Source organism: Cohnella pontilimi, from assembly GCF_005049045.1.
Lineage (GTDB): Bacteria > Bacillota > Bacilli > Paenibacillales > Paenibacillaceae > Cohnella > Cohnella pontilimi.
Map to the genome: position 1 here is coordinate 380741 of NZ_SUPK01000003.1, position 23807 is coordinate 404547.

22 protein-coding genes are annotated in these 23807 nt (G+C 52.2%); all 22 read right to left on the minus strand.

The features are described 5' to 3' along the window. Positions 1-5 precede the first annotated feature (5 nt). On the minus strand, positions 6-470 hold the full coding sequence (locus E5161_RS08575) for a RidA family protein (protein ID WP_136777299.1): 465 nt from the start codon (positions 468-470) through the stop codon (positions 6-8). A gap of 18 nt (positions 471-488) precedes the next feature. After that, complete coding sequence (locus tag E5161_RS08580; protein WP_136777300.1) at positions 489-1577, minus strand: alanine racemase; 1089 nt, start codon at positions 1575-1577, stop codon at positions 489-491. A gap of 17 nt (positions 1578-1594) precedes the next feature. Further along, on the minus strand, positions 1595-2785 hold the full coding sequence (locus tag E5161_RS08585) for a GNAT family N-acetyltransferase (protein ID WP_136777301.1): 1191 nt from the start codon (positions 2783-2785) through the stop codon (positions 1595-1597). A gap of 33 nt (positions 2786-2818) precedes the next feature. After that, positions 2819-3670: a Cof-type HAD-IIB family hydrolase gene (locus E5161_RS08590; RefSeq protein ID WP_136777302.1), complete on the minus strand. Its 852-nt coding sequence runs from the start codon at positions 3668-3670 to the stop codon at positions 2819-2821. A 38-nt stretch (positions 3671-3708) separates the two neighbouring features. After that, positions 3709-5025, minus strand: a complete 1317-nt coding sequence (locus tag E5161_RS08595) for a 6-phospho-beta-glucosidase (RefSeq protein WP_136777303.1) — start codon at positions 5023-5025, stop codon at positions 3709-3711. A gap of 106 nt (positions 5026-5131) precedes the next feature. Continuing rightward, positions 5132-5383: a hypothetical protein gene (locus E5161_RS08600; RefSeq protein ID WP_136777304.1), complete on the minus strand. Its 252-nt coding sequence runs from the start codon at positions 5381-5383 to the stop codon at positions 5132-5134. Between the two features lie 180 nt (positions 5384-5563). After that, positions 5564-6400 (minus strand): carbohydrate ABC transporter permease, encoded by an 837-nt coding sequence (locus E5161_RS08605; RefSeq protein ID WP_136777305.1) that lies wholly within the window; start codon positions 6398-6400, stop codon positions 5564-5566. Next, the gene (locus E5161_RS08610) at positions 6400-7275 is read right to left on the minus strand and encodes a carbohydrate ABC transporter permease (protein WP_136777306.1); all 876 of its coding nucleotides are present in this window, start codon (positions 7273-7275) and stop codon (positions 6400-6402) included. Before E5161_RS08610 ends, E5161_RS08605 begins: the two co-directional genes overlap by 1 nt. Before the next feature lie 192 nt (positions 7276-7467). Next, positions 7468-8763, minus strand: coding sequence for an ABC transporter substrate-binding protein (locus E5161_RS08615; RefSeq protein WP_136777307.1), 1296 nt, complete (start codon positions 8761-8763; stop codon positions 7468-7470). A 165-nt stretch (positions 8764-8928) separates the two neighbouring features. Continuing rightward, positions 8929-9897 (minus strand): LacI family DNA-binding transcriptional regulator, encoded by a 969-nt coding sequence (locus tag E5161_RS08620; protein WP_136777308.1) that lies wholly within the window; start codon positions 9895-9897, stop codon positions 8929-8931. A 938-nt stretch (positions 9898-10835) separates the two neighbouring features. After that, the gene (locus E5161_RS08625) at positions 10836-11807 is read right to left on the minus strand and encodes an ABC transporter ATP-binding protein (protein ID WP_136777309.1); all 972 of its coding nucleotides are present in this window, start codon (positions 11805-11807) and stop codon (positions 10836-10838) included. Further along, positions 11804-12814 (minus strand): ABC transporter ATP-binding protein, encoded by a 1011-nt coding sequence (locus tag E5161_RS08630; RefSeq protein ID WP_136777310.1) that lies wholly within the window; start codon positions 12812-12814, stop codon positions 11804-11806. Before E5161_RS08630 ends, E5161_RS08625 begins: the two co-directional genes overlap by 4 nt. A 10-nt stretch (positions 12815-12824) precedes the next feature. Further along, positions 12825-13799: an ABC transporter permease gene (locus E5161_RS08635; protein WP_136777311.1), complete on the minus strand. Its 975-nt coding sequence runs from the start codon at positions 13797-13799 to the stop codon at positions 12825-12827. Further along, entirely contained in the window at positions 13799-14734 is a 936-nt protein-coding gene (locus E5161_RS08640) for an ABC transporter permease (protein WP_136777312.1), read from the minus strand. The genes E5161_RS08635 and E5161_RS08640 overlap by 1 nt, the downstream gene beginning before the upstream one ends. A 104-nt stretch (positions 14735-14838) precedes the next feature. Then, a complete protein-coding gene (locus E5161_RS08645) occupies positions 14839-16569 on the minus strand; it encodes a peptide ABC transporter substrate-binding protein (protein WP_136777313.1) in 1731 nt (576 codons plus the stop codon). A 496-nt stretch (positions 16570-17065) separates the two neighbouring features. After that, complete coding sequence (locus tag E5161_RS08650; RefSeq protein WP_136777314.1) at positions 17066-17926, minus strand: NAD(P)-dependent oxidoreductase; 861 nt, start codon at positions 17924-17926, stop codon at positions 17066-17068. A gap of 25 nt (positions 17927-17951) precedes the next feature. Further along, positions 17952-18791, minus strand: coding sequence for a carbohydrate ABC transporter permease (locus E5161_RS08655; protein WP_136777315.1), 840 nt, complete (start codon positions 18789-18791; stop codon positions 17952-17954). 11 nt (positions 18792-18802) lie between these two features. Beyond that, entirely contained in the window at positions 18803-19699 is an 897-nt protein-coding gene (locus E5161_RS08660; protein ID WP_136777373.1) for a carbohydrate ABC transporter permease, read from the minus strand. 67 nt (positions 19700-19766) lie between these two features. Then, positions 19767-21077, minus strand: a complete 1311-nt coding sequence (locus E5161_RS08665) for an ABC transporter substrate-binding protein (RefSeq protein WP_136777316.1) — start codon at positions 21075-21077, stop codon at positions 19767-19769. 148 nt (positions 21078-21225) lie between these two features. Further along, the gene (rpiB, locus tag E5161_RS08670) at positions 21226-21699 is read right to left on the minus strand and encodes a ribose 5-phosphate isomerase B (RefSeq protein ID WP_136777317.1); all 474 of its coding nucleotides are present in this window, start codon (positions 21697-21699) and stop codon (positions 21226-21228) included. Positions 21700-21790: 91 nt separating this feature from the next. Further along, the gene (locus tag E5161_RS08675) at positions 21791-22804 is read right to left on the minus strand and encodes a LacI family DNA-binding transcriptional regulator (protein ID WP_136777318.1); all 1014 of its coding nucleotides are present in this window, start codon (positions 22802-22804) and stop codon (positions 21791-21793) included. Positions 22805-22864: 60 nt separating this feature from the next. Beyond that, positions 22865-23794: a ribokinase gene (gene rbsK / locus E5161_RS08680; RefSeq protein ID WP_136777319.1), complete on the minus strand. Its 930-nt coding sequence runs from the start codon at positions 23792-23794 to the stop codon at positions 22865-22867. Positions 23795-23807: the final 13 nt, after the last annotated feature.

Below are 23807 nucleotides of genomic sequence, written 5' to 3' on the forward strand. Positions count from 1 at the left end.
CGGGATCAATCCCGGATTTCCACGATGAGTTCGATTTCAACGGGCGTATGGAACGGGAGTTCGTTCGCGGAGATGGCGGACCTCGCGTGCTTGCCGCTCTCTCCGAACACCTGAATCAGCAAATCGGACGCACCGTTCATGACATACGGCTGGTCGGCGAAGCCGGGCGCACTGTTCACGAAACCGAGCATTTTGACGATTTTCACGACACGGTCCAAATCTTTCAAGTACCACTTCATCACGGCCAAGCAGTTGATGATGACTTGCCTTGCCGCTTCTTGTCCTTGTTCGATCGTGAGCTCGCGGCCGAGCTTTCCTTCGTACATCAATTTTCCGTCAATCCGGCAATCCTGCCCCGACAAGTAGAGCAAATTTCCGGTCCGGTTACAAGGAATGTACGAAAATTTCGGTTCTCCCACCTCCGGCAGCGTAATGCCCAGCTCTTGCAGGCGTGCTTCCACTTTGGACAAAATGAACCCCTCCCGACGCTATTCCAGCCTGCCTCTGGCCGAAACGGGCACTTGCTCGATCCGTTCCCCATCGGCGAGATAGACATAGTTGTGCAAGTTTACGGTGCTGCAGATGTGATTCGGAATGATGTGAAGCCGATCGCCGACCTTTGCCGGACATTCCGGATCCAGGCGGATGATGCCGTGCTCCTCGGACATGCGCTCCAAAACAGCGCCGGGGAATTCGACGATATGGCCGAAGCCCTGAAGCTGCAAGGGCTCGGTACCCGGCTGCACATCCGTCGCGAACGTTTTGCTCCCCCCGTCCACGACGCAATAATCCGGCGATGGCCGGCTCACGACCGTCGTGACGACGACGGCTGCGCAATCGGCGAGCGTGCAGACGCCGAGCTTGGCCTGCATCCGGTCCTGGTACACATACGTGCCCGGCCGTATTTCCGTGACGCCTGGAACCCTCGCCGCGAATGCGCCGGTCGGCGTCGAACCGACACTGACGTCGACGATCGGGAGGCCTTCGGCTCTCAGCCGCTCCGCGAGCTTCACCATCAGCTCTCCTTCTTCGAGGCCCGCCCGCTCGAGATCCAAGGTCGGTTTGCCGCCGATCGACGCTCCGCGGAACGTATAGATGCCGGTTAAGTTCAAATGGGGCAGCGCATGAATGCGTTGGGCCAACGCAACCGCGTCTTCGTAAGGAACGCCTGTCCGCTTGAAGCCGGTGTCGATTTCCAGTCTCACCTGGAGAGTTTGCCCCGCACGGCCGGCGGCTTCCGAAAGGATGAGAGAGCCTTCATAACTGTCCGCTCCGACGATCAGCCGGATCGTGCCGCTCAGCTTCGCCGCTCTTTCCGCTTTGCTCGCCGTCACGATCGGATAAGCGATGAAGATATCGTCGATTCCCGCTGCGGCCATCACTTCCGCTTCCGAGAGCTTCGCCACGGTGATGCCCGATGCGCCCGCTTCCAGCTGCCGCTTGGCCATGGAAGGCAGCTTGTGCGTCTTCGCATGAGGACGCAGCTTCACGCCGCAGGCTTTGGCTGTTTGCGCCATCGCCTCGATATTCGCGCCGGTTTTGTGCAAATCAATGAGAAGATAAGGAGTGTCCGGCATGATGTCGCCCCTTTCTCTTAGAAATGATCGACAGGCCAGAATACGTAAGGCCGCGCAGGGAAAAGCGCCCGCAGCCATTCCGCGCCCGCCCTTCCTTGCAAGTCCCCCGCCAGGTCTCCTTTCAGCAGCAGAACGAGCCACTCCTGCACCGTCAACTCGACAGCCGCCTGGTAGGTGACGCTTTCTCCAACCGGCGTCACGTCGACCGTACCGTTTCGAATGGTGATCAGCGCTTCTTCGCCCTCGACCGAGAGCAGGATCGATCCGTCCGGGAGACCGTCCGCTTGCCGGATTCTGTGCTCCAGCTCGGGGGTCATCTTCCGCAAGGTGACGGCCAAATCGAACGGGCGCCACATTTTATACGAATCGTCTTCGATACCGGCGCCGTGCCGCTGAAGCCAGCTTTGCAGCGCGTGACCGGCAGGCAGTGTCGCTTTGAGTACTTCGGCCTCCCGCTCCACAGTCACCGCGTGACGGAGCAGACCGACCGCCGCCTGATCCTGCCCGGGCATGTAGGCACAATCCATCAGGTGGAATTGCCGGTCTTTCGTTACCCGGTAACGCAAATAGGCCACGACGCCTCCATCGGATTCCGCCACAAGAAAGTGTTCCGGGCGGACGGCTTTCCACCGCGTCTGGCCTTTCCAATACGCCTTCGACCGAATGCGGGGAGCGACGGTTTCGGGATCCTGCTCCTCATACATCCGGCTCACTTGCTCAAGATCCGATTCCGTGTAACGGCGGATCCGGAAGGAGGACGCGGCATCCGGATTTCTGAGCGCTGCGATGTCCGCCGTCCACTGCCGGTCCGTGACCGTCCTCCAGCCGAGCTGCTCGTAGAACGGGTTGATGCCCGTCATGAGCAGCGAAAGATCGTAACCTCTTGTTCTCATATAGCCGCATTGCCCGCCCAGCAGCCTTTGTGCCAACCCGCGCCGACGAAACTCGGGCAAAGTCGCCACGTTGCCGATACCGCCGACCTTGAGCTGCACCGATCCCCAGCGCATCCGGTAAGGGAAAATTTGCGTAGCGGCCGCAAGCTGGCCGTTCACAAACGCCAGCCAAGTCGTATCGAGCTCATAGTCCGCGTCAAAGTCCAGCCGTTCCTGAAAAAAAGTGCGGTCTTCCGGGAATACCGAACCCCAAATATCGTAGGCTTGTTCGACTTCCTCCCGGGATACCGCAGGCCGAATCGTAATCGTCTCCATAAATCGCAGGCTCCTTTCGGCGAAAGCCTCTTATCAAAGCCACTGCTCCAAAGTTTGAGCCAGTCCGTCCTCCGCATTCGTGCCGGTGACAAAGCGGGCATGCCGCTTGACCTCGTCCGAAGCGTTGCCCATGGCCACGGAAATCCCCGCGTACGCGAACATGGGAACATCGTTCATCCCGTCGCCAATGGCTGCCACTTCCTCCGCGGCAACTCCATATGCTTCCGCGATCCGGGCCAGTCCGGCCCCCTTGTCTGCGGTCACATGGTTAATTTCCAACGTCGTATGGTGAGAAGTGAATACGTTAAGACCCGGAACTTTTTTCAACTCGTCGTACATCGCTTCAAGCCGTTCCGGCCGGTGCTCCATCACGAAAAACTTCTCGATGGCCGCAGGCTCACCGCTGTCCATCCAAGCGGAGATATCATGCGTCTCGAACATGTAAGGCGCCTCGATCTCTTGCTCCAGCAGCGCCTCGTATTCGTTATCTATATTTTTAATTGCGCGGTAATAGTCGATCAAGCGCTGCAGATGCTTAGGTTTGCTCTCGATCAGAATCCGGTCGTTCCAATAAATATCGAACAAGGCCTCGTGCTTCACCAAAATCCTGTAAGCTTCCTTCGCAAGCTCGATCGGGATCGAGCGGCGTTCGAGCACTTCGCCGTTCACCCCGCGGACTTCCCCGCCGTTGCAAATCGCGATCGGCAGCGTGATCGCCATAGACTGTGCGAACTCCCGAACGAGAGGAAGATTTCGGCCGGTGCAGAGGGTGAACTCCACGCCGGCCCGTCTCAACCCGGCGACCGCACGCAAAGTGCGGCCGCTGATTTGCCCGTTTCGGTTCAACAAGGTGCCATCAATATCAAGTGCAACCAGCTTCACCATGTTTTCCCTTCCCCCCGTACCTCTGCGAGTATAACAGCTTACTTAAATTGGGGCAGGTACTCTTTATTGGCCGAAATGATTTCGTCCAGCAGTTTTTTGGCCAACTCCGCGGTGCCGACAAGCGGATGGATGGTCAGCGCCTGCAGCCCTGCCAAGTAATCGCCTTCCGCCGCGGCTTTCACCGCGAGCTCTTCATAAGCTTTTACCACTTGCAGCAGGCCGCGAATTTGCGGGGAAATCGGCGACGCGATTTGCACCGGATGCGCGCCTTGAGAATCGATGACGCAGTTCACCTCAACCGAGACATCGTCCGGAAGGAACGGGATGATGCCGTTGTTGCGCACATTGACGGTTTGGATGTCCCGGGTGTTGTTGTAAATCGACTTGATCAGGTTCACGGCGGCTTCGGAGTAATACGCGCCGCCCCGCTGTTCCAATTGCGGCGGTTTGATCGCGAGATTCGGGTCTTTATACAGCTCGAACAGCTCGGCCTCCACTTTCTTCACATCGTCCGCACGGGTGGTGCCTTTTTCGAGGAACTTTTTGTTCATATCTTCGAAAGCTTTGTCTTTCATATAGTAGTAACGATGATAGCCGCAAGGGAGAGCGCCGACGGATTGCAAAAACTCCGCGTCCCAGCCGAAGTCGGGGATATTTTTCATGGTGAGTCCGCTCGCCCCGGCCGCCTTGTTCAGCACGTTGCTCGTAATATCCACACCGTCGACCACGATGCGCGTCGTCCAGTTGAGATGGTTGATGCCGAACATTTCGATATCGACTTTGGATACATCCACTTCGCACAGCTTGGCGATTTGCATGCGGGTGCCGATGGGCAGGTTGCAAAGTCCCATGGTGCGGATGCCGGAATATTTAAGGACCGCTTCGGTGACGATGCCGGCCGGATTCGTAAAGTTGATCATGAAGGCGTCCGGCGCGAGCTCCTTTATATCCTTCGCGATATCCAGAACGACCGGAACCGTTCGAAGCGCTTTGGCAAAACCTCCCGCGCCCGTCGTTTCCTGACCGATCAAGCCGTACTTGAGCGGAATTTTCTCGTCGCGCGAACGGGCGTCCAGCATGCCGATCCGCATCTGGGTCGTGATGAAATCCGCCCCTTCGATCGCTTCACGGCGGTCGAACGTCAGATGCAGGTTGATCGGTACGCCGGCTTTTTCGATCATGCGCTTCGCGAGGTTCCCGACCGTCTCCAGCTTCTGCCTGCCCGGTTCAATATCGACCAGATACAAATCACGAACGGGAAACACGCTGTGGTTCTTGATAAATCCCTCCACCAGTTCCGGCGTATAAGAAGAACCGCCGCCCATTACCGCTACTTTCAAGTTGTCCTTTTTCATATTCGCACCCTCCGTCGTCGATAAGATTGCAGGTCGTCACATTTGATAACGTTTTCACCCCAAATCGTACAAAAGTTATGATGAATTGTCAATGAAATCATATTTGTTATAACGATTGTTCCGTTTGTTTTACTTTCAAATCGACCACTCGTTGGACGGCGGGATTTACCAAGTACAGCGGATAGTAACCGGTCAACACGTCCGATGCATTTTGGGCCACCTTGCGCTTCAATTCCCGCTCGGACTGTTCGGAATACCACGCCGTATGAGGAGTGAGGATCACTTGCTCCATCTCCCGGAACGGATGGTCCGGGGCCATCGGCTCCTGTTCCAGCACAACAACCCGAAACTTGGCCATCTGCACCCTCCCTTTTCCCTTCGAACGGCTTGAATGCTCTCAGTTTAACACCACTTTTGGTTATTGTTAATAAACAGCAAACCGCCAGAGCTATACTCCGGCGGCTTCCTCAATAGGACGGTATTTAAATATTAAATTTCGAGCTGGAACCGCAGTCGTCCGACCTCGTCATGATAGTTTTCATTTTACTGCTCCGGCCGCAATCCCTTTAATAATGTATTTCTGCGAGAACAGATAGAAAATGACAACCGGGATAATCGTCAGCGTCAGGCCGGCCATCGCCAGGTTCCACACAATGGTGAATTGCCCGAAGAAGTAGAAGGTCGACAACGGAATCGTGCGCAGCCCTTTGTCAGCCAGCGTCAGCGACGGCAGCAGGTAGTCGTTCCACATCGCGATGACGTCCAGAATCGCAATGGTAATCGTAATCGTGGTAAGCATCGGGAACACAATTCTCCAGAACACGCCGAACTTCGAGCAGCCGTCGAGCGTTGCAGCCTCCTCGAGCGCGATCGGAATCGACTTCATGAAACCGTGATACAAGAATACCGCCATGCTCGCATGGAATCCTACATTCATGTAAATAAGGCCGCCATGCGTATTGAGCATCGGGATGTGCAGGTTGTGACGGATCCAATCCATGACCTGCATCAACGGCATCATCAACGTTTGGAAAGGAATCAGCATCGTTGCGACCAGCGTCAAAAAGATAAATTTGCTGAGCTTATTGTCCGTCCGGACCAGCATCCATGCCGTCATGGAGGCGAGCAGGACGACGATCACCACAGAAGTGATGGTTACGAACAAAGAGTTGCCGAACGCGGTGAGAAAATTCATTTTGTCCATCGCCTGGGAATAGTACTTGAAGCTGAACGACGACGGAAGCGCCAACGCGTTCTCATACAATTCCGCGCGGTTTTTGAAGGAGTTGACGAGCATAATATAGACGGGAGAAAGGAACGCAAGCGCAACGATGACCAGCAGGATTTCGAATAAAATTTTGCCTGATCTCTTCATTACATTTGCACCTCTCTTTTCTTCGTGATGATGACCTGCGTCAGCGTAATCGCCGCCACGACAAGGAAGAACACGATCGCTTTCGCCTGACCGAGTCCGTAATGGCTGTAGCCGAAAATTTCGTTATAAATGTTCATCGCGAACATTTCAGTCGCATTATTCGGTCCGCCCTTGGTCAAGGACAGGTTGACGTCGAAAATTTTGAACGCGCCCGACAGGGTCAGGAACAAGCAGATGGTGAACGAAGGCATGAGGAGCGGGAAAACGATTTTGGTCAGCCTGTGCCACAGATTCGCACCGTCTACTTTGGCCGCTTCCATCATTTCGTCCGGAATGCCCTGGATCCCGGCGATATAAATAATCATCGTGTAACCGGCCATTTGCCAGGTGAACACGATTACCATGGCCATCAACGCGGCTTGCGGGTTAAGCAGCCAGTTGAAGAAAATACTGTGGAGTCCGGTTTTGTCTCCGATATAGCTAAGCGCATCCGTGAAGATAAATTGCCAAATGTAACCGAGAATCAAGCCCCCGATCAGGTTCGGCATGAAAAACATCGTTCTCGCCGCATTGCTTACTTTCAGCTTGGACGTCACGAACAGCGACAAAATGAGTCCGAGCAGGTTGACGGCGATCAGCGCGATCACGGTAAATTCCACCGTGTTCCATGCGGAAGCCAGAAAACGGTCGTCTTGGAACAGCTGTACATAATTGTTGAAGCCGACAAATACTTTCGGGTTTGCCGGAATGCCGTCCCACTTGACGAAAGAATATACGATCCCGATGATGAACGGGATGATGACTACGGTCGTAAAGACAAAGAGCAGCGGCACGGTAAATAGCGCGAACCAGGCTTTGTCCTTTTTCTTACTCATAAAACTACCTTCTTTCCGGTAAAGTCATTTTAAATCGAATCAAGCCTCGATTTGGGATTGTCGGCCATGGTGTCTGCAAAGGGAATCAAGTCTTGATTACATTTAAAAGTAGCCGGCCGGCAAATAAAGACGAAAAGCCTAACGCTCGGATGCGTCTGAGGTTAGGCTTTCGTTTTATCTTATTCCGTTAGATTACTTCGCAGCTTTAGCCCAGGCAGCGTCCAGCTTTTGCAGGAATTGCGCGCCCGTCATGTCTTTCTTGAGGAAAAACTCTTGTGCCGCAGGCGCCAGGTCGTTGACGATGATGCCTTGCGGGAAGTAAATGAATGCCCACGGAACCGTTTGACCGCTCTTCGTGGCTTCGAATACGTCTTTGGACAGCGGATCCAGGTCAGCAGCTTCGATGTTCGTCATAGCCGGAATGAACTTCCATTCGTTGACGATGGTGTTTTTACCGGTTTCGCTCGTGAGGAGCCAGTTCAGGAACGCACTTGCGGCTTTCTGTTCGTCAGCGTCCGCTTTGCTGTTAATTACCCAGTAGCTCGCTACGCCTACAGCCAATTTATCGTTGCCGCCAAGCGGGAACGGTGCCATGCCGACATCGTTGCTCATATCGCCGAAATCTTTCAGCATGCCGTAGCTCCAGTTGCCTTGGTTCACGATCGCCGTTTTACCCGTTCCGAAGTCGCCCATCTGGGTGTCGTATTTCACTTCCATCGGGTTTTTGGAGGTTGCCTTGATGGCTTCCATCATTTTGGCCCACTCTTGGAACTCTTTCGTGTCGGCCATCTTCACTTCGCCTTTGTTCAACTTCTCGATAAAGGCTTGCGGATCCGGCTGCGCCGCGAACGGAGCGTTAATGATATGCCCGATCAGGAAGTAAGCTTCTTGCGACAGGCTGAACGGATTTACGCCTTTGCCTTTCAGATCTTGCAGCGTCTTGATGAAAGAGTCCGCATCTTTCATATTCGCCTGATCAACCAGCTTCTTGTTGTAGACCATGCCAAATCCTTCTACACCGTAAGGAACGCCGACGGTTTTGCCGTCTTCTTTCAGTTCCATGTTCGGAGCGATGTTCGCTGCATAAGGTTCGTTGCTCATGTCGGCCAGGTAGGATTTGAACTTGTCCGCTTCCGGACCGGCACCTACGCTGAACAGGGACGGACCTTGGTTGCTTGTCAGCTTCGCTTGCAGCTGCGTCATATAGGCGTCGCCTGCGGCGCCCCATACTTCTACTTCGTTTCCGGTTTCTTCCGTGTATTTCTTCGCGGCTGCTTCGAGTGAATCGGCAATTTCGACTTTCGATTGGAAAATCGTGATTTTCTTCAGCTTCTCAGCCGGAGCCGAAGCGGAAGCCGATGCCGGAGCGGAACCGGATGCCGATGGAGAATTCGAGCTGTCACTGTTGTTGGAGCTTCCGCAGCCTACGACCGCCGCGAACAGCGCCGCCGCCGTCACCAAACCGAATACCTTTTTTACTTTCTTCAAAGTGTTGGGCCTCCCCGAAAAATCTATTTAGTAAAACGTTTACATAGCTATCATATTGATTTTTAGTAGAATTGTCAATCGAATTTGAATCCAGATCCAGGTCGAAATAGATAAAAGTTTGATAAATTTTACTTACATTTTACTAACATTTACTTCAGTTTTGAATTATTTTACGGTTCTTCTCCACTTGATCGTCGCGCCGATTTTGAACGGTTCTTTGTTGGCCGTGCCCTTGATCATTTCGAGCAGCTCCTTGGCGGCCAAATAACCGCTTTCATAACGCGGAATCGAAATCGTCGTCAGCCCGGCCATCGCCGCGGCGTCGGAATCGTCGAAGCCGGTGACCGAAATATCCTCCGGCACGCGGATATTGCTCTCTTCCAGCGCCTTGATCGCTCCTATCGCCATATTATCGTTGGCGCAAACGAGCACTTCGGGCAGCACGTTATTCAAGGCGAGAATTTTTGCCGCCTGATAACCGCTGTTTTCCCGGTAGTTGCCGTGAAAATAATACCGTCGGTCGAATGCAATGTCGTTCTTCTCCAGCGTGTCGACAAAGGCGGCAAAGCGTTCTTTGTTGTCCAGGGTAAAGTCCAGCCCCCCGATAAAGCCAAATCGCTTGAACCCTTTATCCACCAAGGACTGTACCATTTCGCACATGACGGGATAGTTATCGACGATGACGCTTTTTGTGTTGGCCGATTTGTTCTCGATCACCCGGTCCATGAGCACGATCGGGAAGGAACGATTGGCGACCGAAACCAAAAATTCGTCCGTCATTTTTCCGTCCAGGCTGATGGTACCGCTTGCAAAACTACCCCGCATAAAATTCGCGCTGGACTTATTCGTGCAGACAATCAAATCATACCCATTTTCCGTTAAACAATCACTGATGCCTTTAATGATTTTGAGATAGAAATCCCGATCGAAGTCGCTAAAAATAAAGACGACCGTGTTGGCGTGCCCCGACTTGGCGTTTTTACCCGTGCCAGTCGGGTAGTATCCGAGTTCGGAGCAAATGCGAAGCACCTTTTCCCTGGTGGCCGGCCCGACGTTTTTCCGCCCGTTGAGCACATTCGACACTGTGGAAACGGAGACTTCCGCAAGCTTTGCCACCTCTTTGAGCCCAGCCATTCATCCACCTCCTCCAACTTCACTTCCTCTACTATACCATGTAAAAAATTTTTTTGTAAAATTTACTTTAGTAGTTTACCCAAAACGTTTGCTAATAGAATAAGGAAAAGCCCCGATTTTTTCATAATATCGGGGCTTTTTAGCACTCGAGTCTCGCCATTCGGTCGAGGGGGGAAAGTAGCAGCGTGCTACTATGTGCCGGTTGTTCGCCACCTGGTCGACGGAATAAGTAGCAGCGTGCTACTTTGTGCCGGTTGTTCGCCACCAAGTCGGTCGAATAAGTAGCAGCGTGCTACTATGTGCCGGTTGTTCGCCACCAAGTCGGCCGAATAAGTAGCAGCGTGCTACTATGTGCCGGTTGTTCGCCACCAAGTCGGCCGAATAAGTAGCAGCGTGCTACTACGTGCCGGTTGTTCGCCACCAAGTCGGCCGAATAAGTAGCAGCGTGCTACTATGTGCCGGTTGTTCGCCGCATCCCTAAGTCAGTCACAGTATCCTACAGCGGCACCCAACCCGATCCCGCGCACCCCTAAGCCAGGCACACTATCTTACAGCGGAACCCAGCCCAACCACTCACATCCCTAAGTCAGTCACACTTTCTTACAGCGGAACCCGACCCGATCACGCACATCCGTAAGTCAGTCACACTATCTTACAGCGACACCCGACCCACCCACGTACATCCCTAAGCCACTCACACTATCTTACAGCGGCACCCGACCCGATCACGCACATCCGTAAGTAAGTCACACTATCTTACAGCGACACCCGACCCACCCACGCACATCCGTAAGTCAGTCACACTATCTTACAGCGACACCCGACCCACCCACGTATATCCCTAAGCCACTCACACTATCTTACAGCGGAACCTTTGTCACTATGGCTTCCTCCCGCCAAAATAAAAAAGCTTCCCGGTTGAACGGGAAGCTACACTGTCAAGCCGGATCCGCACCGGCAAAATGGCAGGCGGCGAAATGGCCCGGTCGGTGCTCGGCTAAAGGCGGCATCTCTTCCGCGCAAATCTGCTGGGCCAGCGGACAACGCGTACGGAACGGACAACCGCTGGGCGGGTTGATCGCACTCGGGAGATCGCCCTTGATGATCACCTTGTCTTTGTGCGCCTCGACATCCGGATCCGGAATCGGAACGGAGGAGAGAAGCGCGCGCGTGTAGGGGTGCAGCGGATCCCGGTACAGCGTCTCGCTGTCCGCGAGTTCCACCAGCTTGCCGAGGTACATGACAGCCACGCGATCGCTGATATATTTGACCACTGACAAATCATGGGCAATGAACAAGTAGGTCAATCCCATTTTGCGCTGCAGGTCTTTGAGCAAGTTTATGACCTGAGCCTGAATGGAGACGTCAAGCGCCGAAATCGGTTCGTCGCAAATGATAAATTTCGGGTTCACCGCCAGCGCCCGGGCGATGCCGATCCGCTGCCGCTGGCCTCCGGAAAATTCGTGCGGATAACGGTTGGCATAATCGGCACGCAGCCGGACTAGCTCGAGCAGCTCCCCGATCCGGGCTTTGCGCTCCTTCTGGCTTCGGACCAGCTGATGAACGTCCAACGCTTCTCCGATGCTGTCCCCAATCGTGAGACGCGGATTGAGTGAGGCATAGGGGTCTTGGAAAATCATTTGCATATCCCGGCGCATCGCTTTCATTTCCGCGCGGGACAGCGAATAGACGTTTTGTCCCTCGAACAGGAATTCACCGGCAGTCGGCTCGTAAAGTCGGAGCAGCGTTCGTCCGACCGTCGATTTGCCGCAGCCGGATTCCCCGACAAGACCGAGTGTTTCCCCTTTGCGGATGGAAAAGCCGACATCGCGGACCGCCTTGAGCGTTCTTCCTCTGCCCAAATGAAAATCTTTATGCAAATGGTTCACTTCGATCAGCGGTACACTCATGCTTTCGCCTCCTGCACCTTCGGGTGGTTCAGCCAGCAGCGGGCTGCTTGTGTGCCGCCGCAATCGATGAGTCCGGGATCCAGCCGCTGACAAATCTTCATGGCATAAGGGCATCTGGGCGTAAACGCGCATCCCGTCGGCGGATTGACCAAATCAGGCGGCGCTCCGTGAATCGGGATCAAAGGCTCGTCCTTGCTCGTGTCCAGGCGCGGGAGTGATTTCAGCAGCCCTTCCGTGTACGGGTGCTTCGGATGGTTGAAAATTTCTTTGACCGTCCCCGTCTCGGCGACCTGCCCCCCGTACATGACGACGACCCGATCGCAAATGCCGGCCACAATGCCGAGATTATGCGTAATGAGAATGATGGAAGTATTCAGCCGGCCGCGAAGATCGTTCAACACTTCCAATATTTGCGCCTGAATGGTGACATCGAGCGCGGTGGTCGGTTCGTCCGCAATGAGCAGAGCGGGATCGCAGGAAAGCGCGATGGCAATCATGACCCGCTGCCGCATCCCGCCGGAAAATTCGTGCGGGTATTGATGGATCCGGGTTTCCGCTCCGGGGATGCCGACGAGCTTCAACATTTCGACGGCTCTTTTTTGGGCCGCTGCCGAGCTCATCTTCAAGTGCTTCTTGAGATTTTCGGTAATTTGCCTGCCGACGGTCATCGTGGGATTCAGTGACGTCATCGGGTCCTGAAAAATCATCCCCATTTTGCTTCCGCGCAGCTGCTGCATCTCTTTTTCCGATTTGAGCAACACTTCTTCGCCGAGAAAACGGACCGATCCGCTCTTGATCCGGCTGGGCGGCGACGGGATGAGGCGCATCAAGGTCTGGGCGGTTACGCTTTTGCCGCAACCGGACTCGCCGACGATGCCCAATACTTCCCCCGGGTTCACATGGAAGTCCACTCCTCTCACGGCCTGGACTTCCCCTTCGCGAACATGGAACGAAACCCTTAAATCACGAACCTCCAAGACAGGCTTATATGCCAGCACTTCACTCATCGTTTTTCACCTATTTTCTCATCTTGGGATCGAACGCGTCCCGCAGTCCGTCACCGAACAAATTGAACGCGAGCATTGTCAAACTGATGAAGGCCGCCGGGAAGAAAAGGCGCCAAGGGAATACGGTCATCGCACTGCGCGCATCCGAAATCATCGTCCCCCAGGAAGCGGCGGGCGACTGAACGCCAAGTCCGAGGAAGCTGAGGAACGCCTCGGCGAAAATCGCGGACGGAACCGTAAGCATCAACGTGACCAAGATCGGCCCGAGCGTATTCGGAATGAGATGACGGAAAATGATCCTCGCGGAACTGGCGCCCAAGGAGCGGGATGCCATGACATAATCCATGTTTTTCAACTGCATGATTTGCCCCCTGACGATCCAGGCCATGTTGACCCAGCCGGTAAGACCGAGAGCCAGTACGATCGTGAACAGACTAGGCGTCATGATCACGACGAGAAGAATGATGATGAGAATGTGCGGAATGGAGTACAAAATTTCAGCGGCTCGATTCATGATCTCATCTACGCGCCCGCCGAAGTACCCCATGATGCCGCCGTATATGACGCCGATAAAGAGGTCGATCAGCGCCGCAAACAATCCGACACGCAAGGAGATCGTCGCACCCATCCAAACCCGTTCGAACATATCCCTTCCGAGATCGTCCGTTCCGAACCAGTGCTCGGCCGACGGTGGCTTATTCGTGTTCATTAGATCATTGGTGTAGTAATCGTAGGGTGTAAGAAGCGGTCCGACGATGGACATGATCACGATGATCAGCAATATGGTGAGCCAGAACATAGCCATCCGGTTGCTCTTCAGCCGCAGCCAAGCGTCTCTCCATGCCGAAATACTTTCACGTTGCAAATCCGGACCGGGCGAACGGTACACATCGATATCCTCAAAGTCATCGGGCCGGAAAATATCGTCCCTCCACTCCAGAGAAGAAGAATGCGCTTGCAAAGAATCCCGCGTGTTTGAAGCCATCAGGCATTCCCCTCTCTTCCGGACAATTTGATTCTGGGATCGACGAATACGTAAGCGACATCGGTACAGAAGCGCATAATCATCAAAATCGCCGCATAGAAGAGCGTCACACCCATAATTAGCGTGTAATCACGGTTCGTAACGCTGTCAATGAAGTATTTACCGAGACCCGCGATTCCGAAGATCGCTTCTACGACGACGGATCCGGTAATGATGTTGGCCGTCATCGGCCCCAGATACGTGACGACCGGTAAAATCGCGTTGCGCAACGCATGATGATAGATGATGAACGACTTCGCCAAGCCTTTGGATTTGGCGGTTTTGATAAATTCGGCGTTCATGACCTCAATCATATTGGACCTCGTAAGCCGGGCAATGAACGCAATCGGCAGCGCGGACAGCGTGATCGTAGGCATGATATAGTCGAGCGGCCCCTTCAACCCCGCCACGTGAAACCATCCCAGCTTGACGCCCAAAAAATACTGCAGCAGCGGTCCAATGACGAAGCTGGGAATCGAGACGCCGATGACCGCCAAAATGGAAGTAAAATGGTCGATGACTTTCCCGTGATACAACGCGGATATAATGCCCAGACCGATGCCCGCGATGATCGACACGATGATGGCCGCGATTCCGAGCTTGGCCGAGTTGCTGAACGAGGAGTGAATGATTTTATTAACCGTCAGATGCGTGCTTTTCATCGAGGTGCCCAAATCAAAATGGATCAGATTGTTCATATACTTGAGATACTGCTTGTACAAAGGCTGATCGAATCCGTACTTTTCCATGATGTTGTTATAAATTTGAGTGGGAAGCTTCTTCTCGCCGAGAAACGGATTCCCAGGAATGACTTTCATCAGGAAGAAGGTAGCGGTAGCCAAAATGAACAGCGTAAATAGCATATAGAGGAGCTTCACGGTTATGTAACGTACCATTCAGATCATCTCCGGGCGCTCAAAGTAAGGGCTGGCATGCCATTAAAAAGCCGGGGTATATATGGTTTCCCATACATACCCCGCTCTCCGCAAACAGCTGAATCTTAATGGGCCTCAATATATCCTTTGTTGAAGTGAATCTCGCCGGAGTAATCGATAAATACATTTTTTACGTAAGGCTTTTGCATCCAAATTCCGGTGTAGTAATAAAGCGGCAGAATGGCCATATCATCGATGAGCATTTTTTCTGCGTTCGCCAGCGCTTGCATCCGCACTTTCTGGTCGATCGTCGATCCGGCCTCTTTGATGAGCTTGTCGTATTCCGGATTCGCGTAGCCGGCGTCATTGTTGCCGCCGCCCGTCATGAACATATCAAGGAACGTATTCGGATCATTATAGTCCGCGCCCCATCCTGCACGGGCGATCTGGTAATTTTTGTTGGTCCGATTCGTCAGGAATACGCCCCATTCCTGGGATTGAACGGTGACATCGACGCCGAGGTTCTTTTTCCACATATCGGCGATTGCAGTGGCAATTTTCTTGTGGCCTTCATTTTCGTTATGAATCAATTCGAATTTAGGCAGTTTGGTGAGCTTCGCTTCCGCCATTCCTTCGGCGAGAAGCTGTTTCGCCTTTTCCAGGTCTTCCGTAAAATAATTATCTTGGACTTCTTCACGGAATTGCTTGTCGGCGCCGTTGATGCCGTAGGGCACGAATCCGAAAGCGGGCTTCTGTTCGCCGTGCGTCACGTTGTCGATAAGAGCCTGGCGATTGACGGCCATTGCGAACGCTTGACGTATTTTTTTGTTGTTGAACGGCGGTTTTGTCAAATTGAACAAGTAGTAGTAGGTCGAAGCAATGCCTTTGATCTGCAGGTTGGCTTCCGGATTGGCCTTAAGCGAAGGAATCATGTCGGTCGGGATGGTTCCCACCGGGCGGCCGGCCCAATCCAGCTCATTCGTATCGTACATACTGATCTCGGTGTTCGCGTCATTGACCATGGATAGACGCACTTCGTTTAACTTTACTTCATTGGCCCCGTAGTAATCCGGGTTTCTCTTCAACGTGATCGATTCGTTATGCTTCCATTCGGCCAACAGGAACGGCCCGTTGGTCGTCATTGTGCTTGCTTCTTTATCGAAATCCGGGTTCTTCTCCACGACGGCTTTATTAACAGGGTAGTAGGTGTAGAAGGAACATAAAGTCAGGAAGTATGCCGTCGGCTGTGCCAACGTGACGACAAGGGTTTTGTCGTCTTGGGCTTTTACGCCCACTTGATTGACATCGGTAATTTTCTTGGTGTTATATCCCTCGGCGTTCTTCAAATAGTACAGCTGATACGCGTAAGGCGCCGGCGTTTGCTTCGCGGGATCCAGGACACGTTTCCACGAAAATTCGAAATCGTGCGCCGTCACCGGCTCGCCGGTGTTCCATTTAATGTCGTCGCGGAGCGTAAAGGTGTAGGTCAGGCTGTCGTCGGATATTTTCCATTCCTTTGCCATCCCCGAACCGACTTTCCCGTTTTCATCCACTGTTGTAAGCCCTTCCATGATGGCGTTCAAAACGGTGCCGGATACGTTATCCTGCGCCATCCCCGGGTCCAGCGTCGGAGGTTCGGAATGTAGATTCAACCGGAAAACTTGATCGGCTGCCAGGTTGTTATCAGAAGTTGCGGATGCGCTGGGTGAACTGGATGAAGTAGGTGAATTGGATGGTTCAGAGGTGGGCGAGGAGTTCGAGTCGTTGTTTTTGCTGCTTGTGCATGCAGATAAAATTAAGACGAAGACCAACAGAGAGGCGAGAAGCGTCAAGCTCAACTTCTTTGGGCTCACCATGAAAATCCCCCTATTTTCCGAATGTTTGCGTTGCTTTCCTGGTGACTGAATCTTCAGCATCGACGATCTAAGCTGCAGGATCAGTTGGTGCAGGAACCGGCGTCCCCCCTTTTCCTTAAAATTATATTACAAATGTTAAATCAGTAATACTCATGCAGATTTTACGACAATTGGAATTGGTTATCAAGTCTATTTGCACCGAAAATATGGACTTATGGATCGAAAATCCAGTTACCTTTTACCCAGCAAGCGAGCATTTGAAACACCTATTCCAGCCGAAATTCCGTTAAAAATATAAAAGCAGTCCGCCCGTCGGAGGGGACTGCTTCTTTGTTTCGAAGAAATTATTTGCTTAATGACTCCTTCATCCGGAACAGAGACTGCACCCCGGTGAAGACCGGCAAAACGGCTAAAATGAAGCTCGCTTGACCAGTAAAATCATGTAAAAATGAAGAAAATGGCGGTGTAAGGGGGGTATCCCTGCACCGCCATCTTTTTATGTAAGAATGGATTTGCTGATAGCCGAAAAATCCTGATCCCCGTACTCTTTTTCGGTCATTTTGTAGAGCTGCAATGCGAGTGAGGCAAGCGGCAAAGAAAGATCTGATCCTTCTCCTACCGCGATTTGAACGTCTTTTTTCATCAGTCTATGTTTAAACCCCGGGGTGAAATCGCGCTTTGACATGCTGTTCAGTTTATTCAGCAGCATCCAGGAGGCACCGGAACTGTTGCCGATGACTTGCTCCATCATTTCCAAATCAATATCCAACTTCTCCGCCAAAGCCACCGCTTCCGCGGCTGCAATCATATGAACGCCGGCAAGCATCTGGTTAATGGCTTTGATCGCTTTGCCTGTACCGACCGGCCCTACCCGATATATTTTTTCCGCCATCGCTTCGAGAACCGGACGACAACTTTCCAGCACTTCCGGTGCCCCGCCGGCCATCACCGTCAAGGTGCCCTTCTCAGCTCCCATCGTACCACCGCTGACCGGCGCATCCAGCACGGAGATTCCATTTTTCTGGTAGGCGGCATGAATTTTCTTCATCATTCCGGGGGACCCGGAGGTCATTTCGATCAACAGGCATCCGGGCCGCAGACCTTCCAACACTTCTGGGGAAAGAAGCACCTTTTCCATTTCGGCATCCTGAGGCAGCACCGTAATTAAGATGTCACAGCCTGCGACCACTCCGGAAAGTGTGGAATGTGAATGAGCGCCACTCTGTTTAAGTTCTTCAATAGGACCCGGGTTGCTGTGTACCGCCACATGCAGCTCGAAACCTTTCCGAAGCAAATTTTTGGCCATCGGCAGCCCCATAGCCCCGAGCCCGATAAAACCGATTGCTTTCTTTCCCATTGCCATCTTGGCCCCCCACCGGCTTTCACTTTATTCCGGAAGTAGCGATCCCTTCCACGATGAAACGCTGAAAGAAAAGGAACATTAAAAATACCGGTACGATGGACAGGAACGACATGGCGAACAAAGAACCAAGCGCGGAATCGCCCATGGCATCCAGGAACATCCGGAGCGCAAGTGTGACCGTAAGCTTCTCCTGTCCGGTCAAGTAGAGCAACTGGCTGAAGAAATCATTCCATGTCCATATGAAAGTAAAGATCGTCGTCGTGACAATGGCCGGCACGATTAACGGCAGAATGACTTTCGTATAGATGCGGATCGGACCGCATCCGTCGACGGTCGCCGCCTGATCCAGCTCACGCGGCAGCGAACGAATAAACTGAATGGTGAGAAAGACGAAGAATCCTTCAGTCGCGAAAAACTTAGGCACCACAATCGGCAAAATCGTGTTCATCCAATCGAGCTTATTGAACATGATGTACTGCGGAATGACCAGCACATGCAGGGGAATCATCATCGTAATCAGCATCAGGCTGAACATGAGTTTCTTGCCTTTGAATTCCAGTCTTCCGAATGCGTAAGCCGCAAGCGAACAAGATACGATATTCCCGATAATCGCAGTGAATACCAGAACGAGAGAATTCATGTAAAAGGTCGTAAAGGTGATTCGCGAGATTCCCTTCCACCCGTTGATGTAGTGATCGAACGTAATTTTTTTCGGCCAAAGACTGTAATCGGTAAACATCATATCCGACGGTTTCAACGAGGTGCTGAGCATCCACAATACAGGGTATAGCATCGTGACGACCCCGGCGATGATCAACGCATGTAAAACCAGCTTTTTATAGCGGATAGCCAATGCCATATCGTCACCTTCTAATTATCGTAGTGAACCCATTTGTTCGATGATTTGAACGCGAGCCAAGTGAAAATACCGATGATGATAAACAGAACCCACGCCATCGAAGATGCGTAGCCCATCTGGAAGTTGCCGAAGCCGTTCTGATAAAGATAGAGCGTATAAAAGAGAGTGGAGTTTACCGGTCCTCCAGTGCCGTCGCTTATCACATACGCCGGGGTAAACGCCTGAAACGCGCTGATCATCTGCATAATGGCATTAAAGAGTATGATCGGCGTCAGCATCGGGACGGTGATGTGCGTGAATTGCTTCCAACGTCCCGCTCCGTCCAAAGATGAAGCTTCGTAAAAATCGTTCGGAATCTGTTTAAGTCCTGCCAGAAAGATGATCATGGGTGAGCCGAACTGCCATACTTTGAGCAGGATCAACGCCCACACAGCATGGGAAGGAGTTCCGATCCAACTGGGCATATCAATGCCGAATATCCCCAACGTTTTATTCACAATACCTTCTGCGCCGAATACTTGCCGCCACAATATGGCGATGGCAACACTGCCCCCTATTAATGAAGGGATATAATATAGGGATCGGTAAATGCCCAGTCCGCCGATTCCCCTGTTCAAGAGCAGCGCCAAACCCAGGGCAAAAGCCAGCTCTAACGGAACTGCGACGAACACATACATGAGTGTTACTTTTAACGATTGAAGGTATTGCGGATCATCGGTAAACATGGTGATATAGTTGCGTAATCCGATCCAGTCAGGAGTCCCAATAAAATTGTAATTTGTAAAGGATAAATAAAGAGAGGTGAAGATAGGAACGGCGCTGAAAGCCAAAACGCCTATCAGCCAAGGAGCTAAAAACAGATAGGGGATCAGGCTTTCCCTTCGTCTTCGTGCTGCTTCTGTTCGCATGATTTGAACCCCTTTCAAGTAAAGAATAGCCTGCCTCGGCTAGCACAGGCTATTCTTCTGAGTCAGCCTATCTCTTTAAAATCTGTTGCGCTTGGGCGATGAAGTCGTCCGCCGCTTGTTCAATCGTTTTCTTACCGAACGCGACCGCTTGATTCTCCGTCAATACAAGCTTTTGAACGGACGTGCTTCCCGCCGGCATGGCAGGATATGGCTTCGTGCTCGGCAGCATTTCATCGACAAATGCATACTCGATTTTTTCCGGTTCGCCCAGACTGCCCATAATTACGTCCTGCATTTTTTTCGAGGCTTGCGGACCGTGTTCACCGCGGAAAATGGTAGCTGCATCGCCTTCATTTACAATAAAGTTAAGCAGCTTGGCCGCTTCCTTCGGATGTTTGGAATTAGGCGAGATACCCGCGCCTGCAATGATGAGCGGAAATACTTGGTCCCCGCTCGGACTGAGCGGATAGCTGACGATGCCTAGGTTGTCTTTCGTGCTCTTCTGAAAAATTTTCAGCTGGTTGGAGCTTTTGCTGACCATGGCCACTTTGCCTCGGGCCAGCATGGACTGCTCCTGGGGCTTGTCGCCTTGTTCCGCTTGGATCGCGGCAGGCGGAACGACACCGGCTTTGCGCATTTTATCCCAGAATGCAAGCCAGTCCACCAAGTCTTGCTTCTCAAAGCCAAGGTCATTACCGTTGAACATAGACTTTCCGCGCTGCATCAAGAACATATCGAATCCTCTATAAGTACCGCCTTCGTCTTCCGAAGCCCATGCATCTTTGCCTAAGTATTTTTGCAGCTCTTGCGCAGTTTGGAAGTATTCGTCCCAGGTCCAGTTATTTTTCGGAAGCGCAACGCCTGCTTTTTCGAAAATGGCCGTGTTGTAAATGACGCCTGTGATATTGTGACCGAAGCTGATCATATACAATTTGCCGTCGACTTTACCGCCGTTCAAATCCGCATCGCTGAAGTTGCTTATATACAGATCGCCCGATGCGACGAGCGGGTCCAAATCCATATGAATTTTCCGTGCCACGAAATCGTGCAGGAAAAAGCTGCTTGTTTGAACGACATCCGGCGTGTTGCCGCCGGCGGCCTGTGTATTTATTTTCTCGACGAATTGGTTCTCGGTTCCGAATTCGCGTTCAACTTTGATATTCGGATATTTTTCTTCAAACTTATCCAGCAAAGCATTCATCATATCATGCCGTGCTTGGCCGCCCCACCACGCCATACGAATCGTGACGTTCTCCTTCGAAGCGGTATCAGAGGATACTCCGGCACTGCCGGATTGTTCACTTTTTCCATTGCTGCAAGCTGCAAGCAGCAGTAACACACCAATCAGCAAGCCAGACACCCATTTTTGCTTTTTCAAGGTACTTCCTCCTCCATGAATGGTAACGGTACAATTTTTACGTCAGGTAAAGTCAGGCGAAATTATCTTTTGGAAGATCTTTGATGATCCGCCCCTTGCTTGTCTTACAACAAGCATCACCTCCCCAAGTGCACGCTGCCTGTATCCGTCAACTGCCTGACCCAGGACTCAGCGGAGCAAATTCTCGTTCCATGGCATGCAGCTTCTCGACTCGTCTGCGAAACTCTTCATCCGTGCTGAATTCAGCTTTCAAATAACTTTCAATTAAATCGACCACGAGCCACGGGCCTACGATCTGTGCCCCGACACACATCACATTGACGTCGTCATGTTCCACGCTTTGGTGGGCGGAGTAAACATCATGGCATACTGCAGCGCGTATTCCGGGAATTTTGTTTGCTGCAATACTCGCACCGACGCCCGTGCCGCATACCAAGATGGCGCGGTCCGCATTGCCGGAGAGCACGGCGTTGCACACCGTTCTCGTTATATCCGGAAAATCGATGGGGTTCGTGTCATGCGTCCCATAATCGGTTACTTCGTGACCCAAAGATATTAAAACGTTTACAACAGTGCCCTTTAAAGGGAATCCTGCGTGGTCTCCGCCAACTGCGATTTTCATGCGGTTTCTCTCCTCCGATTTTGGTCCCGCTTTTGTTTAATCGTTTAACTAAACTTGTTTATCGTGCTTGCTTTGCGGCGGCCTCCCTAGGTTACGATACAGCCGGGCATCCGCACGATTGTCTCACGATTAGCGCGGGATCCATGTACATAATGTCGTGTTTTGTCTTCCTGTCCTTGATGCTCGCCATCATCAGTTTGGCGGCTTGCATCCCTAACTCGTAAGAAGGCTGGCGTACGGCGGTTACGGGGGGATCCACCAATTCCGCCCATTCGGGATCGTCAAATACGATGACCGCCAGCTGTTCAGGAATACGGATTCCCTTTTCCCGCAAATATTTGTACCCGCCCAGCGTCATTGAGTTATTGGAGATAAATAACGCATCCGGCTTATTCTCCTGTTCCATCAACTCCTTCATTTTCTCGTATCCGCTTTCAATATCGAAACGGCCTTCCTTAACCAAATCCTCCTGCTCAGTAACGCCATAGTCCTCCAACGCTCTGCGGTAACCCGTCAGCCGGTCTTTACCGGTACTGAGTGAAGTCGGCCCCGTAATGATTCCGATTCGTTGATAACCGTGACGGATCAGATGTTCCGTCGCGTTATAGGCTCCCCTCATATTGTTGGTCAAGATGACGTCGCAGTTCATGAATTGCGGACAACGGTTCAAAAACACGATCGGCACGCCGGTTTCTTCCAATGAACGAAAATAATCGCCTGTATTGCCTGCGGACGATACGATGAGACCGTCGATCCGTTTGCCGATCAATCCCTCCAAATTTTCGCGCTCCCGCTCTACGCTGGAATCGGTGTTGCACAGCAGCACATTGTAGTCATTGTCCGCCAGCTCTTTCTCAATTCCCTTCGCAACGGATGCAAAGAAAGGGTTTGCAATATCGGAGATGAGGAGGCCGACGATACGGGATTCCTGTTTGCGCAGGCTTTTGGCAATGGTGTTCGGTTGATAGTTCAAGGTTTGCATAGCCGAAAAGACCTGCTGCTTCACTTCGCTGCTGACGTACTTTTTGCTGTTAATCACGTTAGATACGGTGGCAGTGGATACCCCGGCTAATTGGGCCACTTCTTTCAGCGTGGCTCGCTTCATTCATGTATCCACCTTTCTTAAATCGATTAACTGTAGTATAAAAGCAGATGTCGGTTTGTGTCAATTATTAAATATCGAGGAAAAATCATGATTTTGGATATAGGCTTCAACCGTTTCCCGGTCCGGTATCGAACTCTGGGCACCTTCTCTGCTTACGGCTATTCCCGCAACGACTGACGCGTACCGGATCGCTTCTGCCACTGTCTTCCCCTGCGATAATCCGACCGCGAGCCCACCGATGAAGGAGTCTCCTGCCGCTGTCGTATCCTTGGCTTCTACTTGAATGGCGGAAAAGTATTGAATTCCCTCGTTGTTGATTAGCATACATCCTTTGGAACCAAGCGTGACCAGCACATTCTGCACTCCGGTTTCAAAAAGGCGCTTAGCTTTCGATTCTATATCTCCCGGTTCCGGACAAAGCAAGTCGAGCTCCGACTCGTTCGGAATGAGCATGTAAAGGCCCTTTAAAAGCTTCGACTCAAGCGCTTGGGCGGGGGCGGGATTCAAGAGCACTTTGATCCCCTTGCTTCGGCAAACCTCAGTGACATGCTTGACGGTTTCCGTCGGAATTTCCAACTGCATCAAGCAATATTCGGCTTGTTCAAGCAAATGGGTATACCGTTCCACTTGCGGAATATCGAGACGGCTGTTAGCGCCCGAATAAACGACGATATTGTTTTCTCCTCGATCGGAAACGTTAATGAAGGCCGTGCCTGTAGGCTCTTCCGAATCCCACTGGATACCCTCCGTGTGAATGCCGCTGTTCGACAGATTATCGAAAAGGGCTTTTCCGTAGTCATCCTTTCCCAAGCGGCCGATCATACTCACATCCCCGCCGAGTCGGCCGACCGCGACCGCCTGATTCGCTCCCTTGCCCCCGCCATAGTTCGCCACACTGACGGCCAAAAGAGTTTCCCCCTCAACGGGGATATGCGGCACCCGTATGACCACATCCATATTGATGCTGCCCACAACTACGATTTTCGCCAAATAATCTCCTCCC